The sequence below is a fragment of the Streptomyces sp. V4I8 genome, assembly GCF_041261225.1.
GTDB lineage: Bacteria > Actinomycetota > Actinomycetes > Streptomycetales > Streptomycetaceae > Streptomyces.
On record NZ_JBGCCN010000001.1, the window covers coordinates 7,935,006 to 7,950,449 of the forward strand.

14 protein-coding genes are annotated in these 15,444 nt (G+C 70.6%); 10 read left to right on the top strand and 4 right to left on the bottom strand.

Going from position 1 to position 15,444, the window contains the following annotated elements:
• Positions 1 to 24: 24 nt before the first annotated feature.
• Positions 25 to 2,166: a glycogen debranching protein GlgX gene (glgX, locus tag ABIE67_RS36030; protein ID WP_370265729.1), complete on the bottom strand. Its 2,142-nt coding sequence runs from the start codon at positions 2,164 to 2,166 to the stop codon at positions 25 to 27.
• Between the two features lie 192 nt (positions 2,167 to 2,358).
• Here glgX and ABIE67_RS36035 point away from each other — a divergent pair, with 192 nt between their 5' ends.
• The 4 genes from ABIE67_RS36035 (at position 2,359) to ABIE67_RS36050 (ending at position 6,721) form a co-directional block, all read left to right on the top strand.
• Positions 2,359 to 3,171: a Tat pathway signal sequence domain protein gene (locus ABIE67_RS36035; RefSeq protein WP_370265730.1), complete on the top strand. Its 813-nt coding sequence runs from the start codon at positions 2,359 to 2,361 to the stop codon at positions 3,169 to 3,171.
• A gap of 55 nt (positions 3,172 to 3,226) precedes the next feature.
• Entirely contained in the window at positions 3,227 to 4,555 is a 1,329-nt protein-coding gene (locus ABIE67_RS36040) for a copper amine oxidase (RefSeq protein ID WP_370265731.1), read from the top strand.
• Positions 4,556 to 4,627: 72 nt separating this feature from the next.
• On the top strand, positions 4,628 to 5,896 hold the full coding sequence (locus ABIE67_RS36045; protein WP_370269291.1) for an SAV2148 family HEPN domain-containing protein: 1,269 nt from the start codon (positions 4,628 to 4,630) through the stop codon (positions 5,894 to 5,896).
• A gap of 102 nt (positions 5,897 to 5,998) precedes the next feature.
• Complete coding sequence (locus tag ABIE67_RS36050) at positions 5,999 to 6,721, top strand: 3'-5' exonuclease (protein ID WP_370265732.1); 723 nt, start codon at positions 5,999 to 6,001, stop codon at positions 6,719 to 6,721.
• Between the two features lie 73 nt (positions 6,722 to 6,794).
• Here ABIE67_RS36050 and ABIE67_RS36055 read toward each other — a convergent pair whose 3' ends face one another.
• Together ABIE67_RS36055 and ABIE67_RS36060 are read right to left on the bottom strand one after the other, a co-directional pair.
• Positions 6,795 to 7,337: a YbaK/EbsC family protein gene (locus tag ABIE67_RS36055; RefSeq protein WP_370265733.1), complete on the bottom strand. Its 543-nt coding sequence runs from the start codon at positions 7,335 to 7,337 to the stop codon at positions 6,795 to 6,797.
• Positions 7,283 to 8,290, bottom strand: a complete 1,008-nt coding sequence (locus ABIE67_RS36060) for a DMT family transporter (RefSeq protein ID WP_370265734.1) — start codon at positions 8,288 to 8,290, stop codon at positions 7,283 to 7,285. Before ABIE67_RS36060 ends, ABIE67_RS36055 begins: the two co-directional genes overlap by 55 nt.
• Positions 8,291 to 8,382: 92 nt before the next feature.
• Between ABIE67_RS36060 and ABIE67_RS36065 the strand changes: the two genes are divergently transcribed.
• The 3 genes from ABIE67_RS36065 (at position 8,383) to ABIE67_RS36075 (ending at position 10,981) form a co-directional block, all read left to right on the top strand.
• Complete coding sequence (locus tag ABIE67_RS36065) at positions 8,383 to 9,288, top strand: LysR family transcriptional regulator (protein ID WP_370265735.1); 906 nt, start codon at positions 8,383 to 8,385, stop codon at positions 9,286 to 9,288.
• Positions 9,289 to 9,364: 76 nt separating this feature from the next.
• Positions 9,365 to 10,051, top strand: coding sequence for a DNA alkylation repair protein (locus ABIE67_RS36070; protein ID WP_370265736.1), 687 nt, complete (start codon positions 9,365 to 9,367; stop codon positions 10,049 to 10,051).
• Between the two features lie 90 nt (positions 10,052 to 10,141).
• A complete protein-coding gene (locus ABIE67_RS36075; RefSeq protein WP_370265737.1) occupies positions 10,142 to 10,981 on the top strand; it encodes a DUF1206 domain-containing protein in 840 nt (279 codons plus the stop codon).
• A 55-nt stretch (positions 10,982 to 11,036) separates the two neighbouring features.
• Here ABIE67_RS36075 and ABIE67_RS36080 read toward each other — a convergent pair whose 3' ends face one another.
• Positions 11,037 to 11,900 carry a phosphotransferase enzyme family protein gene (locus ABIE67_RS36080; RefSeq protein ID WP_370265738.1) on the bottom strand — a complete coding sequence of 288 codons (864 nt, stop codon included), beginning with the start codon at positions 11,898 to 11,900 and terminating at the stop codon, positions 11,037 to 11,039.
• A 217-nt stretch (positions 11,901 to 12,117) separates the two neighbouring features.
• Between ABIE67_RS36080 and ABIE67_RS36085 the strand changes: the two genes are divergently transcribed.
• From ABIE67_RS36085 to ABIE67_RS36095, 3 genes are all read left to right on the top strand, one after another.
• Positions 12,118 to 13,053, top strand: coding sequence for a carbohydrate ABC transporter permease (locus ABIE67_RS36085; RefSeq protein WP_370265739.1), 936 nt, complete (start codon positions 12,118 to 12,120; stop codon positions 13,051 to 13,053).
• A 68-nt stretch (positions 13,054 to 13,121) separates the two neighbouring features.
• Positions 13,122 to 13,955: a carbohydrate ABC transporter permease gene (locus ABIE67_RS36090; RefSeq protein WP_370265740.1), complete on the top strand. Its 834-nt coding sequence runs from the start codon at positions 13,122 to 13,124 to the stop codon at positions 13,953 to 13,955.
• Positions 13,955 to 15,244: an ABC transporter substrate-binding protein gene (locus tag ABIE67_RS36095; protein ID WP_370265741.1), complete on the top strand. Its 1,290-nt coding sequence runs from the start codon at positions 13,955 to 13,957 to the stop codon at positions 15,242 to 15,244. Before ABIE67_RS36090 ends, ABIE67_RS36095 begins: the two co-directional genes overlap by 1 nt.
• The last annotated feature ends 200 nt before the right edge of the window (positions 15,245 to 15,444 follow it).

Genomic DNA, 15,444 nt, shown 5'->3' on the forward strand with positions numbered 1-15,444 from the left:
TGCACGGGACTTTCGGAACACCCCCTAGACCGGCCGCTGCAACACCGTCATGCTGCGGTCCACCAGCGTCAACCGCTCCCCGGCCTGCACCTTGGCTCCCGTCCCCGGCGGCACCCCGTCCGCGCGGGCGGTGTCGACGACCACCTGCCACTGGCGGCCGTGGTTGACCGGCACGACGAAGTCGAGGGTCTTCGGGGAGGCGTTGAACATCAGCAGGAACGAGTCGTCGCTGATGCGCTCCCCGCGCGCGCCCGGCTCCGAGATCGCGTTGCCGTTGAGGAACACCGTCAGCGCCGACGCCTGCGTCCGGTTCCAGTCCCGCTGGGCCATCTCCTTGCCCTGCGGAGTGAACCAGGCGATGTCCGACAGGTCGTCGTGCGTGCCCTCCACGGGGCGGCCGTGGAAGAAGCGGCGCCTGCGGAAGACCGGGTGGTCCCGCCGCAGCCACACCATCGCGCGTGTGAAGGCGAGCAGCCCGCTGTCGCCCCCCTGGGCGCCCTCCTCGGCTCCCTCCTCGGGGTCGAGCCAGTTCACCCACGCCAGCTCGCTGTCCTGGCAGTAGGCGTTGTTGTTGCCGAGCTGCGTGCGCGCGAACTCGTCGCCGTGGCTGAGCATCGGCACGCCCTGGGACAGCATCAGCGTGGCGATGAAGTTGCGCATCTGGCGGGCGCGCAGCTCCAGGACGGCCGGATCGTCGGTCTCGCCCTCCGCCCCGCAGTTCCAGGAACGGTTGTGGCTCTCGCCGTCCCGGTTGTCCTCGCCGTTGGCGTGGTTGTGCTTGTCGTTGTACGCGACGAGATCGTGCAGGGTGAACCCGTCGTGGCAGGTCACGAAGTTGATGGAGGCCAGAGGGCGCCGCCCGTCGTCCTGGTACAGGTCGGACGAGCCCGTCAGCCGGGACGCGAACTCCGCCAGGGCCCGGGGCTCGCCGCGCCACAGGTCCCGTACCGTGTCGCGGTACTTGCCGTTCCACTCGGTCCACAGTGGCGGGAAGTTGCCCACCTGGTAGCCGCCCTCGCCCACGTCCCACGGTTCGGCGATCAGCTTCACCTGGGAGACCACCGGGTCCTGCTGCACCAGGTCGAAGAACGACGACAGCCGGTCCACCTCGTGGAACTGCCGGGCCAGGGTGGCCGCGAGGTCGAAGCGGAAGCCGTCGACATGCATCTCGGTGACCCAGTACCGCAGCGAGTCCATGATCAGCTGCAGGACGTGCGGGGACCGCATGAGCAGCGAGTTCCCGGTCCCGGTCGTGTCCATGTAGTAGCGCGGGTCGTCCGTCAGCCGGTAGTACTGCGGGTTGTCCAGGCCCCGGAAGGACAGGGTGGGGCCCAGATGGTTGCCCTCGGCGGTGTGGTTGTAGACCACGTCGAGGATGACCTCGATGCCGGCCTCGTGCAGCGCCCGCACCGCCGACTTGAACTCCAGGACCTGCTGGCCGCGGTCGCCCCAGGAGGCGTACGCGTTGTGCGGGGCGAAGAAACCGATCGTGTTGTAGCCCCAGTAGTTGTTCAGGCCCATGTCGACCAGCCGGTGGTCGTTCACGAACTGGTGAACGGGCATCAGCTCCAGCGCCGTCACGCCCAGCTCGGTGAGGTGCTCGATGACCGCCGGGTGCGCGAGGGCGGCGTAGGTGCCGCGCAGTTCCTCGGGCAGCCCCGGGTGGCGCATCGTGAGGCCCTTCACGTGAGCCTCGTAGATCACCGTGTGGTGGTACTCGGTGCGCGGCCGCCGGTCGTCGCCCCAGTCGAAGTACGGGTTCACCACGACCGACGACATCGTGTGCGGCGCGGAGTCCAGGTCGTTGCGCTGGTCGGGTCTGTCGAAGTGGTAGCCGTACACCTCCTCGCCCCAGCGGATCGAGCCACTGATCGCCTTGGCGTACGGGTCGAGCAGCAGTTTCGCGGAATTGCAGCGCAGACCGCGCTCCGGGGCGTACGGGCCGTGCACCCGCAGGCCGTACCGCTGCCCCGGCATGACGCCCGGCACGTACGCGTGCCGCACGAAGGCGTCGCTCTCCCGCAGTTCCACCGCCGTCTCCGAGCCGTCGTCGTGCAGCAGACACAGCTCTACTCGGTCCGCGGCCTCCGTGAAGACCGCGAAGTTGGTGCCGGCGCCGTCGTAGGTGGCACCGAGTGGATATGCCTCTCCAGGCCAGACCTGCATGGACACGACTCTTTCAGCTCGGGCACGCCGTCGGGGGCGCCTTGACATCGAGTCTCCCCGAAAGTGATGGAACCACCTATGACTTACGTCCCTCTTATCGGTCGACCAGTGCAGACGCAGGTATAGCCATCAAGGGCGTACCAGTGGGGCAAACACGTACTCCCGAGGATGCTGGGGGAGTAGGGGGAAGATGTGCGCGAGATAGTGCACCGCCATCTGGGCAAGGTGGTGGCCGGTGCGGCCATCGCGGTGGCCGGGACCGCCGTGATGATCGGAATCACCCTGCCGGGCACGGCGGGGGCCGACACGACGGGAGGGACCGACAGCGGCGGCCAGTCCGCCCAACAGTCGGCTCAGGGGCGGGACGGCGCCGCCGCCGTGCAGCCCGGCGTGGTCGAGGAGGCGCCGGCCGAGGGCGACCGCGGCAAGGGCAACGACCCGCTGACCGACGACGAGATCGTGCGGGTCGAGAAGCTCGCGGTGAACCGGCAGCTGACCGACGGCAGCGAGAACGTCAGGGGCGCGCGCGGCCCGCAGCGTATCGACGTCCAGCTGGCCGAGCCGGAGGCCGACGAGGTCGACGACGCGAGCGCACCCCGGCGCGCCGACGTGACGGTCTACGACTACCAGGACGACACCCTCGTCACCAGGACCGTCAACCTCGACACGGGCAAGGTCGAGCGGACCGCGACCCAGCACGGCGTCCAGCCGCCCCTGAGCCTCGCCGAGCAGACCGAGGCCGCCAAGCTGCTGATCGCCGACCCGCTGGGCGCGGGCCTGAAGGCGGACTACAAGGACGCGACCGGCAAGGTGCTCACCTCCCCGGACCAGCTGCAGCTGAGCAGCATGGTGTACCGGGCGGCTCCGGGCGGGTCGGCGTCGGTCGAGAAGTGCGGCGAGCACCGCTGCACCCGGCTGTTCCCGAAGGTCAAGAACGGGCCGTGGATCGACACCCGGGCCTTCGTCATCGACCTGAGCGCCCGCAAGGTCATCAAGCTCGGCTGACCGGCCGCCGTTCACTTTTCCAACTCTGCTCCTCCTGTAAGGGAGTCACTTCTTCATGCGCGTCAACAGAATCAGCCGTGCCCGCAGGCGGGCGGCCCTCGGCCTGTCCCTGGCCGCGCTGGCGGCCGGCGCGACGACCGGAGCGGGACCGGCCGCCGCCCAGCCGAAGGCGGCCGCGGCCCCGGCCCCCAACTGCAGCGCGGCCTACCGCATCGAGCAGAAGCTCTCCACCGGTACCACCTGGCGGATGTGCTGGCGCTTCAACAGCACCTCCGGTGTCGTCCTCGAGGACATCTCCTACCAGCCGCCCGGCGAGGCCAAGCCGATCAAGGTCCTCAACAGCGCGAAGCTGGCCCAGATCCATGTGCCCTACGACGACGGCAACGCCGAGTTCAACGACGTGACGGAGTACAACTTCGGCAACGGCCTGCTGAACATGAAGCCTGCTGAATGCCCGGGCGGCACCATCAAGACCGTCAAGGTCCGCGAGCCCCTGTACTCCAACTCGCAGGACGTCAAGGGCCTGTGCGCCACGACCCGTTCCCGCGGCCACGCGTACCACCTGCAGACCGAGCCGCCGAACGGGAACATCGGCAAGACCTACCAGACCCAGGGCAAGGACCTGCTGCTCTACACCATCAACAAGGTGAGCTGGTACGAGTACATCACCGAGTGGCGCTTCCAGGACGACGGCACCCTCACCATGAACGTCGGCGCGACCGGCAGCCTCGCCCCCGAGGACTACGACGCCGGTGACGGCCTCGGCTGGCCCATCGGCAAGGGCGCCAAGGACTACGCCGACAGCCACAGTCACAACGTCTTCTGGCGGCTCGACTTCGGCCTCGACGGCTCCTCCAAGACCAGGGTCGAGCAGTACGACTCGAAGGTCAGCCCGGCCGCCGGCGACCAGGGGCCGACCAACAAGACGACGCTCACGAAGGTCACCAAGGAACTCGCGGGCGACGCCAAGAACATGCGCTGGTGGCGGGTGGTCAGCGCGGCGGGCAAGAACAAGGACGGGCACGCGCGCTCGTACGAGCTCGTTCCGGGCGCCACGACCAAGTTCCCCGGCCGCCCCTTCACCAACCACGACGTGTACTTCACCGAGTACAACAAGTGTGAGCAGTACGCCAGCGGCAACCTGCCCGCCTGCGGCGCCGGACACCCCACCTCCGTCGACAAGTGGGTCAACGGGCAGTCCCTCACTCACCCTGTGGTCTGGATGAATGTCGGCTTCCACCACATCGTGCGGGACGAGGACCAGCAGCCGATGCCGGTCCACTGGCAGGGCTTCTCGATCGCCCCGCGTGACGTGACCGCTATGAATCCGCTCACTCCGGCCGACCTCAAGGGCATCAACGGGCACGTCGGCCGGGACAGTTGAGAAACGACCCTGTCCATCCGGCTGCACCGCCCACCGCTCCCGGAGTACCCTTCCTTGATCGTTGGGACGGGGATGCTCGGGGGAGCGGAAGGCGGTGCGCGGGTGGGCTCGGGAGGGCTGGAGTTGCCCCCTGGTGACGAGGGTCACGAGGGGAACTCCGCAGACGTCCCGCCCGGCACGGTGTCCCTGGCCAGGCCGATGGAGACCAACTCCATCGGCCCGGAGCTGGACTGGGACACCGAGGCCTGGCTCGAGGTGCGCACCCGTGCCCAGCGGGCCGGCCGGGCCTATATCTGGCTGAATCTCGTCGAACAGCGGCTGCGCGCGGTCGTGGCCGCTGTTCTGCGCCCCATCTACGAACCCGTCCATGGCGACGACTGGGTGGTGGCGGCGGCCGGACCGGCCGGCCAGGAGTGGGTGCAGCGCGCGGTCGCCGTACGCGAAGTCAGCCGCCGCAAGGGCTACTTGCTGGACCCGGCCGACGACAACGTCCTCAGCTTCCTCACGCTGCCGCAGCTGCGCGAGCTGATGGTGCAGCACTGGCCGTGCTTCGAGCCGTACGTCGACGACCGCCGGGACGTCGAACTCGCCCTGGACGAGCTCGAAGTGACCCGGAACGTCGTCTCGCGCAACCGTGCCCTGTCCGAGGCGGTCCTCAACCAGGCCGAGCGGGCATCGGCGCGGCTTCTGGAGGTCCTCGGCGCGGGCGGCGACGTCCCGTCCGCGCGCCGGCTGCCCATCGACGCCGTCGAGGACCTGGTCGGCGACCGGTACGCCGACGTGGTCGCGGTGCACTCCGACCGGGTACGGCTGCTGCGGCAGTTCCCCGCCGAGGACATGTTCGGCGGCGCGCGCCGGCTCGACGCCATCGGTATCGGCCTGAACCTGCTCGTGCAGAACTTCTCCGGGCGGCGCCTGCTGCGCCTCGCCGAGTCCGGCTGCCGGGTACGGCTGCTGTTCCTGAACCCGGCCTCCAGCGCGGTCAAGCGGCGTGAGCGCGAACTCGGCATCAAGCGCGGCGAGCTGAGCCGCGCCGTCGAGATGAACATCCTGCACATGCGCCGGGTGCGGTCCCGGCTGCGTGACCCGGGAGCGTTCGAGATCCAGGTCTTCGACGAGACGCCCCGCTTCACGGCCTACCTCGTGGACGGCGACGGCTCCGACGGCATCGCGGTCGTGCAGACCTATCTGCGGCGGATGCGCGGGCTGGAGGCACCGGTCCTGGTGCTGCGCAACGGCAGCAGGGTGGTCAAGTCGGGCGAGATGGATGAGAGCGGACTTTTCCCAACGTATCGCGAGGAGTTCGAGCTCATGTGGGCGGATTCGCGACCGGTGTCCTGAACCGTCCCGCGGGGTAAGCGGAATGCGATCCTCTGATTGTCAGTGGCCCATGGGAAGGTGGAGACCACTGGGGGAACGCACCACCAAGAAGGGGGACCGCCCATGGGCTGGCACCGGGAGCTGCTGATCGGCTTCGACCTGGAGACGACCGGGACCGATCCGCGCGAGGCGCGCATCGTCACCGCGGCCGTGATCGAGGTCAGGGGTGGACAGCCCATAGGGCACAAGGAGTGGCTGGCCGATCCCGGCGTGGAGATCCCGGCGGACGCGGTCGCGGTCCACGGCATCAGCAACGAGCGCGCGGCCGCCGAGGGCCGCCCGGCCGACCAGGTGGCGGACGCCATCGCCGACGTCCTCGTGACGTACTGGAAGACGGGCGTGCCGGTCGTCGCCTACAACGCGGCCTTCGACCTGAGCCTGCTCTCCGCCGAACTGCGGCGGTACGGACTGCCGTCCCTGCGCGACCGTCTGGGCGGCCAGGACCCCGCCCCGGTCATCGACCCGTACACGATCGACCGCTGGGCCGACCGCTACCGCCGCGGCAAGCGCAACCTCGAAGCGGTCTGCCGGGAGTACGGCATCGCACTCGACGCCGCCCATGACGCCTCCGCCGACGCCCTCGCCGCGGCCCGGCTGGCCTGTGCGATAGGCGACCGCCACCCCAAGATCGCGGCCCTCGGCCCGGCGGAGCTGCACCGCCGCCAGATCGAGTGGTACGCCGAGTGGGCGGCGGACTTCCAGAACTTCCTGCGCCGCAAGGGCGACGCGACGGCGGTGGTCGACGGGACGTGGCCGCTCAGGGAGCCGGCGGGGGAGACCGTCTGAGCACGCGGGAGCACGGGAGGCAGGGGAACAGGGCGCCGCGTGCTGCCCTGAGGCCTTCTCGCGGCGCCCTCCGTCACACCTGAGGCGACGCGACCGCCTCCGGTGCCGCCGCCGCGACGCGCTCGATGCGGGGCTTGGCCAGCCGTTCGTAGTCCGCTCCCGAGATGAGCAGTGAGCGATCGAGCCGGGCCGCGTTGAAGTACAGCTTCGGCTGCGCCACGACGTCAGGGTCGGCGACCAGTTCGAGGTCCGGATCGAAGCTGAACGGCAGGACCGTGCCGGGGACGGCGCGGGCCAGCCGCTCGGCGGTCCGCGCATCGCTGAAGCCGACATAGCGCGCGTCGAACAGCGCCCGGACGGCGTCCAGGTCCACCCGGCGGTCCCCCGGGACGACCGCGAGCACATGACGTGTCGTGCGCCGGTCCACCTTGACCCGCAGCACGATGCACTTCGCCGCCTCGGAGGCCGGGTGCCCGCGCAGCGCGCAGACGGCTTCGGTGGCGCCTTCGGGTGCGTGGTCGATGAGGCGGTAGTCGACGGAGGAGGAGTCGAGCAGGGAGATCAGGTGGTCGTAAGTGTCGTGCTGGGAGCTGCCGTCGAGGGTGCGGTCGGGCATGTGGAGTCCTTGTCGAGGGGGTGGGCCGAGGTGTGCGGCGAAGTGTGAGGCGGGGGGAGTAGCTGTTCCGGTGCGCTGCGGTGCGCCCGTTCCACCGCCTGCCCCCAGTACGTGCCGGCGACCAGCAGGGCCGCCCCGAGACCGGTCAGCGGGGTGAGGTGGTCGCCGCCGAGGGCCACTCCCACTGCCACGGCCCACACCGGTTCGGTGCCCAGCAGCAGGCTGGCCCGGCTGGCGGAGGTGCGCTGCACGGCCCAGGTCTGGGCGAGGAAGGCGAACACGCTGCAGAACAGAGCGAGATAGACCAACTGGGCCCAGGTCGCCGGGTCGGCATGGACGAGGGTCGGCAGGTCGAGGGCGGCGGCCGGCAGGAACAGGACCGTGCCGACGAGGGTCTGCACGGTTGTCAGGTGCAGCGGACGGATCGCCCGCCCTGTGGTGAAGCGGCCGACCAGTGCGACATGCACGGCCCGGATCAGCGCGGCGCCGAGCATCAGCACATCGCCGAGGCGTGGCGCGTGGAAGCCGTTGCCGGACATCAGCAGCCCGACGGCCAGGACGCATACGCCGGTCGCGGCGAAGAAGGACCCGGGCAGCGCGCCACGGCGGCCGCCGCGGTCGAGGAGCGGGGTGAGGACGATGGTGAGGCTGATGATGAGACCGGCGTTGGCGGCGCTGGTGTGGGCGACGCCGTACGTCTCCACGACCAGGACCGCGGCCTGGGTCATGCCCAGGGGAACACCGGCCCGCAACTCGTCACGCGTCCACCGGCGCGACCCGCGCCGCCGGGAGGTGACCACGCCGAGACAGGCGAGCGCGGAGAGGGCGTAGCGGGCGAACAGCACCAGCAGGACGGGGAGCGCGTCGGTGGCCGTCTGGGCGGACAGATAGCTGGAACCCCAGACGAGCGCGACAAGGAGGAGTACCGCATCGGTACGGCGGACGTCGGACACCCGCCTACGGTGCACCGGAGTCATCCATGAAGCCCAGTACCACTTTCTAAAACGATCATTTAGCGGCACTACATCGTCCCTACACTGGGGCGATGGACGAACGGCAGCTGCGGATCCTGCGGGAGCTGGGCGAACTGGGCAGTGTCACGGCGGTCGCCGAGGCGCTGCTGGTGACACCGTCGGCGATCTCCCAGCAGCTACGGCTGCTTCAGCGGGCGATCCCGGTGCCGCTCACCGAGCGTCAGGGGCGCCGGCTGGTGCTCACCGACGCCGGACAGGCGCTGGCCGGTGCGGCCGTGGAGGTGGAGACGGCGCTCGCGCGGGCGCGGCACACCGTCGAGGAGTTCGTCGGGCAGCCGGACGGGGAGGTGTCGGTGGCGGCGTTCCACAGCGCGGGCTCCGCGTTCTTCCCGCCGCTGCTCCGCGGACTGGCCGGGCCGGGCCGTCCGGTGCTGAGGCTCGCCGACGAGGACGTACCGCAGGAGGACTTCCCGCGCCTGACCCGGGAGTACGACGTCGTCCTCGCCCACCGGCTGGACCACGCCCCGCCCTGGCCGGACACGGTGGCCAGCACGACACTGCTGCGCGAGCCGCTGGATGTGGCCATGCCCGCCGAGCATCCGCTGGCCGCCAAGCGCCGCGTCACGCCGCGCGACGTGGCCGACGAGCCGTGGATCACGGTGCACGACGGGTTTCCGGTCCTGGCCGTCATCGAGGCCATCGCCGCCGCGGCCGGGCGCCGCCCGCACCTCGCTCACCGCATCAACGAGTTCGCGGTGGTGGCCGAGGCCGTGGCGGCCGGTGGTGGCATCGCGCTCATCCCCCGCTGGACGATGCGACCGCATCCGGCGCTGGTCCTGAAGCCCCTGAGCGGAGTCCGGGCGAGGCGCCACATCGACGCGCTCTACCGCCCCGAACGCACGGCACGCACAGCGGTCCGCACCGTTCTCACCGAGCTGCGCCGCGCCGCGCGCGGCATCCAGAGCGTGGGGTCGTGAGCGCGCGGGATCGGGCGGCCGGATTCCGCCGTAGGCTCGTAGGCTGAAACCCGCACGTGAGGGACGGGAGACCGAGGTGGCCGAGACGGCGCTGACCGAGACGACGGTCGCCGAGGTGCTGGCCGAACTGGCCGGGCTCGACGACCCGAAGATCCGCGCGGTGAACGAGAAGCACGGTGACGATCACGGCGTGAACCTCGGCAAGCTGCGCGCGCTCGCCAAGCGGCTGAAGACCCAGCAGGAACTCGCCCGCCGGCTCTGGGAGACGGGTGACACCGCGGCAAGACTGCTCGCGCTGCTGATCTGCCGCCCGAAGGCCTTCACGCGTGACGAGCTGGACACGATGGTCCGCGAGGCGCGCACACCGAAGGTGCACGACTGGCTCGTGAACTACGTGGTGAAGAAGAGCCCGCACTCCGAAGATCTGCGGTCGGCCTGGTTCGCCGATCCGGATCCCGTGGTCGCGAGTGCCGGCTGGGCGCTGACCACCGAGCGCGTGGCGAAGAAGCCCGAGGGCCTTGACCTCCCCGGACTGCTCGACGTCATCGAGGCGGAGATGAAGGACGCCCCGGACCGCCTCCAGTGGGCGATGAACCACTGCCTGGCGCAGATCGGGATCGAGCACGCCGAGCACCGCACCCGCGCCCTCGACATCGGTGAGCGCCTGGAGGTGCTCAAGGACTATCCGACCTCGCCGGGCTGCACGTCGCCGTTCGCGCCCGTCTGGATCACCGAGATGGTGCGCAGACAGGGCGGCGAATGACCGGGGCGTGACTCCCTGACGGCGGCAGGACCCGTGCGTGCCGTGTGTGTGGCGGCCGAGCCGGGGCATCCGGATGGCCGGGAGGTCTGCATGGACATGAGTGTGGGGGCACGGACGGGACGTTTCCGGGCCCGGCGGGCGGCGCGGGGTTCGGTCACCGAGGGCGCGGCGCGGGCGGGCCTGGCCGCCCGGGGCGGGATCTATCTGCTCGTCGGCGCGCTGGCTCTGCAGGTCGCTTTCGGCGACACGAGCCGGCAGGCGGATCGCGGTGGAGCCCTGGCGGAACTGTCGCAGAAGCCGTTCGGCGCGGTACTGCTGTGGGCACTGGGCATCGGACTCGTCGGTATGGCCCTGTGGCGGCTGTCCGAGGCGCTCTTCGGCTCCGTCGGGCAGGACGGCCGCAGCGCGCCCAAACGGCTGCTGGCGGCCGTCCGCTTCGCGTTCTACGTCTTCGTCGCCTATTCCGTGCTGTCGTTCGCGGCGACCCGCGACCAGAGCGGCGGCGGATCCAGCGACCAGCAGTCCCGGGACGCCACCGCCCGGGCACTGGAACTGCCCGCCGGGCAGTGGCTGGTCGGCGCGGCGGGGATCGCCGTCGTCGTGGCCGGCGGCTGGATCGGCGTACGTGCGGTTCTGCGCAAGTACCACGACAAGCTCCGGCTCGGGCAGATGAGCCACCGGACGCGGCAGGTGGTCGACGTCACCGGTGTGGCCGGCGGCGCCGCCCGCGGGCTGGTGTTCGCCGTGGCCGGTGTCTTCGCCGTCCGCGCGGCCATCGACTACGAACCCGACAAGGCCAAGGGACTGGACGACACCCTGCGCACCTTCGCCGACACCCCGCTCGGCCCCTGGCTGCTGGTCTGTGTCGCGGCCGGACTGGTGCTGTTCGGGGTGTTCTCCTTCGCCATGGCCCGCTGGCGACGGGTCTGAGCCGACGGGGCCGAGCCGCGTGCGAGGGGCCGGGCGGCTGCGGGAGCCGTCCGGATCAGAACGGATACCACCGCACCGTCTCGTCTCCCTCCCGCAAGGACGCCACCCGCCGCCCGAACTCCGCCAACGCCTTCGGGTTGCCAGGCGCGTGCTGAGCCACCCACGCACAACTCGCCGTCTCCCGCGCCCCGCGCAGCACCGAGCACCCGTCCCACTCGCGCACGTCCCAGCCGTAGGTCTCGACGAACGACCGGTAGGCGGCCGCGGGCAACCCGTACCGGTCACGGGAGAGCGCCATGACCACCAGATCGTGCTCGCGCAGATCGGCCGAGAAGGTCTCCAGATCCACCAGCACCGGCCCGTCCGGCCCGACATGCACATTGCGCGGCAGCGCGTCCCCATGGATCGGCCCCGGCGGCAGCCGAGGAGTCAGCCCGGCCGCGGCCGCCGCGAACCCGTCGCGCCGCTCCCGCAGATACGCCGCGTCCGCCGGGTCGATCGCGTCCCCCGCCAGCCGCAGCCACCGCTCCACGCCGCCCAGCAACTCACGCGGCGGCAGACCGAACGAGGGCGCGGGCAGGGCGTGCACGACCCGTAGCAGTTCGGCCAAATCCCGTGGCTCGGCGGGCCGTACGGGATCGGGCAGCCGGTGCCACACGGTCACCGGGTGCCCCTCCACCAGCAGTGCCTCGGGCTCGGCCGGCCGCACCGCCGGCACGTCCGCCGCGGCCAGCCACACCGCGATGTCCAGTTCGCGCCGCGCCCGGCCCAGGAGTTCGGCATCGCGGCCCACCTTGACGACCAGGTCACCGGCGGCGAACACCGCGTTCTCGCCCAGGGAGAGCAGGCGCGCGTCCCGCGCCGGAGCGGGCAGTACTCCCGCCGCGGTCAGTACGTCCCGCGCCCGTGCCTCGTCCATCGTCCGCCTCCGTGTCCCGCCCGGCCTGTCCCACTTCGATACATATGGCGCCGTACTGGTGGCGCCCTTGATCCGTACCGAGGGTGTCCTGTTCTCGCCACCCGCCGGTCAGTCTCGCATTTCCACAGGTCGGACCGCGTGCGCGCGGCCTTGACGGGGTACGGCGCCTTCACGACCATGACGGGGCCCACCCGAGCCGCGCAAAGGGGCTGATTCCGTGACATCGGTGACCGAGGCGGAGAGGTCGGTGAGACCTGCGCCCGACCCCAGGAGACGGCGGCGCGTCACGGATCACGGTGCCTGGTTCCTCGTACTCCCCGCGCTGATCCCGATCCTGATCCTGAGCGTCGGGCCGCTGCTCTACGGCATCCTGCTGTCCTTCACCGACGCCCAGTCCGGACGGACCCAGCCCACCCAGTGGATCGGCGGTCTCAACTTCCGGGATCTGCTGCACGACTCGCTGTTCTGGGAGTCGTTCCGGATCGGCCTGGTGTGGGCCGTCGGCGTCACCGTGCCGCAGTTCCTGCTGGCGCTCGGCCTCGCCCTCCTGCTCAATCAGGACCTGCGGCTGCGCTGGCTGGCCCGCGCCCTCGCGATCGTGCCGTGGGCCATGCCGGAGGTCGTCGTCGGCGTCATGTGGCGGCTGGTCTACAACCCCGACGCCGGCATCCTCAACGAGACGCTCCGTGACCTGGGCCTCGGCGACGGCCGCGACTGGCTCAGCGGGCTCGGCACCGCCCTGCCCGCCGTGATCGTCGTGGGCATCTGGGCGGGCATGCCGACCACGACGGTCGCCCTGCTCGCCGGACTGCAGAACACCCCCCGCGAACTGCACGAGGCGGCGGCCGTGGACGGCGCCGGCGCCTGGCGCCGCTTCCGCACGGTCACCTGGCCCGCTCTCCGGCCGGTCGCCCTCGCCATCACGGCACTCAACCTGATCTGGAACTTCAACTCCTTCGCCCTGGTCTACGTGCTGACCAGCGGCGGCCCCGGCGGCCGCACCCGGCTGCCCATGCTCTTCGCCTACGAAGAGGCCTTCCGCTACGGGCAGTTCGGCTATGCGGCGGCGATGGGATGCGTGATGGTCGCGGTGATCTCGGTCCTCCTCGCCGTCCTCCTCGTCGGACGGCTCAGGGGAGGTGACGACGCATGAGCGCAGGCCGAGTCACGAGGGCGAGCCGAGCCGGGGGCGCAAGCCGAGCCCTGCGGACGAGCCCGGTCATGAGGACGAGCCGAACCGGCCGTGTCGGCCAGTACATCGCCCTGCTCGCCTATCTCCTCTTCCTCGCCTTCCCCTTCCTCTGGCTGATCTCCACCGCCTTCAAACCCCCGCGCGAACTGGGCAGTCTGCACCCCACCTGGATCCCGGAGGACCCCACCCTCGCCAACTTCCGCCAGGCCTTCGACGAACAGCCCCTGCTGCACGCCGCGTTCAACTCCCTGATCGCCGCGCTCGGCGCCGCCCTGATCGCCGTGGTGCTCGCGACGCCGATGGCGTACGTCATGGCCCGCCGTCGCACGCCTCTCGCCCGCGCGGCGACCGGCTGGGTCGTCGTCAGCCAGGCCTTCCCGCTGGTGCTGGTGATCATCCCGCTGTTCCTGGTGCTGAAGAACCTGCGGCTGATCAACTCGGTGCCAGGGCTGATCATGGTGTACGTCGTGTGGGCACTGCCGTTCGCGCTGTGGATGCTCGTCGGATACGTCCGTGCGGTGCCGCCCGAGCTGGAGGAGGCGGCGGCGGTCGACGGCGCCGGGCGGGTGCGGACGCTGGTGTCGGTGACCGCGCCGCTGCTGGTGCCGGGGATCGTGGCGACGGCGCTGTTCGCGTTCGTCACGGCGTGGAACGAGTTCTTCTTCGCGCTCGTACTGCTGAAGACCCCCGAGAAACAGACCTTGCCGGTCGTCCTCACCCACTTCATCGGGGCGGAGGGCGTCGCGGACCTCGGCCCGCTGGCCGCCGCCGCGTTCCTCGCGACGCTGCCCTCGCTGGTGGTGTTCGCGGTCATCCAGCGGCGGATCACAGGCGGCATGCTCGCCGGGGCGGTGAAGAGCTGATGCGTACGAGACTGCTGACGGCCCTGGTGCTGCCCATGGCCCTGCTGCTCGCCGGATGCAGCGGTGACGACGACAGCGGCGGTTCCGACGGCCGGATCACCCTGCGCTTCCAGTCCCTGGCCTGGCAGGAGGAGTCCGTCGAGGTCAACCAGGAACTGGTGAAGGAGTGGAACGCGACCCATCCCGACGTCAAGGTCGAGTACGTCCAGGGAAGTTGGGACAGCGTCCACGACCAGCTGCTCACCTCCTTCGAGGGCGGTGAGGCCCCGGACATCATCCATGACGCCTCCGACGACCTCGCGGACTTCGCGTACGGCGGCTACCTCGCCGACCTGACCGACCTGCTGCCGGAGCGGCTCAAGTCCGATATCCCCCAGCGCAGTTGGGAGACGGCGACCTTCGGGGACGGGATCTACGGGGTGCCCTTCCTCCAGGAACCACGGGTGCTCATCGCCAACGCGAAGTGGCTGAAGGAGGCGGGCGTACGTGTCCCCACCCCCGAACAGCCGTGGAGCTGGGCGGAGTTCAGGAAGGTCACCGAGCAGCTGAGCGGGGACGGCAAGTACGGCGTCGCCTGGCCGCTCAAGGAGCCCGTCTCCGCCTCCCTCAACCTGTCGCTGTCGGCGGGCGGACAGCTCTTCCACCGGGGCGCCGACGGCAGGGTGACCGTGCGATTCGAGAGGGGTGACGAGGTGATGCCGCGCACCGTCCACGACCAGGTCAACGCCGACCGCAGCGCGTCGCCCACCACCCTGGGCAGCGGTGGCTCGGACACCCTGCCCGGCTTCTTCGGCGGCCGGTACGCGATGGTCCCGCTCGGGTTCTCGTACCGCCAGCAGATCGTGCAGCAGGCGCCGAAGGGCTTCGACTGGCAGGTGCTGCCCGCCCCGGCGGGCGCCGACGGGCTCACCCAGGGCGTCAGCCCGCAGACCCTCTCCATCGCCGAGGACAGTCCGCACCAGCGGGAGGCGGCCGAGTTCATCGACTTCCTGCTCCGGCCGGAGAACATGGTCCGGCTGGCCCTGGGCGACTGGATGCTGCCGACCGGGACCGAGGCGCTGAAGGACCCGGCCCTGCACACCACCGAGAACGACTGGGCCACCGGCACGGCCCTCGCCGCACACCTGCGGTCGGCGCCCGCGCAGTCCGTGCGGGGCTATCCCGAGTGGAAGGACAAGGTCGCCACCCCCGCCTTCCAGGAGTACTACAGCGGAGCCATCGGGCTCGGTGAGCTGCGCGAGCGCCTGGAGGACGACGGGAACCTGGTACTGGCGCGCTACCAGCGCTGACGTAATTCGGTTGTCCACGTCACCCGGCAAGCCCTAACGTGCCGTCCGTGGCAGCGAACAACGCGATCATCAACACCGGTCACGGCCGGGGCTACGCGCACTCCGTACGGATGCGCCGCGGCCCCGGAGCCCTGACCGGCCCGGGGAGCCACGCCCGCTGATCCGTCGCGGCCTCGCTGTTCCTCGCAGTTACTCGTTCG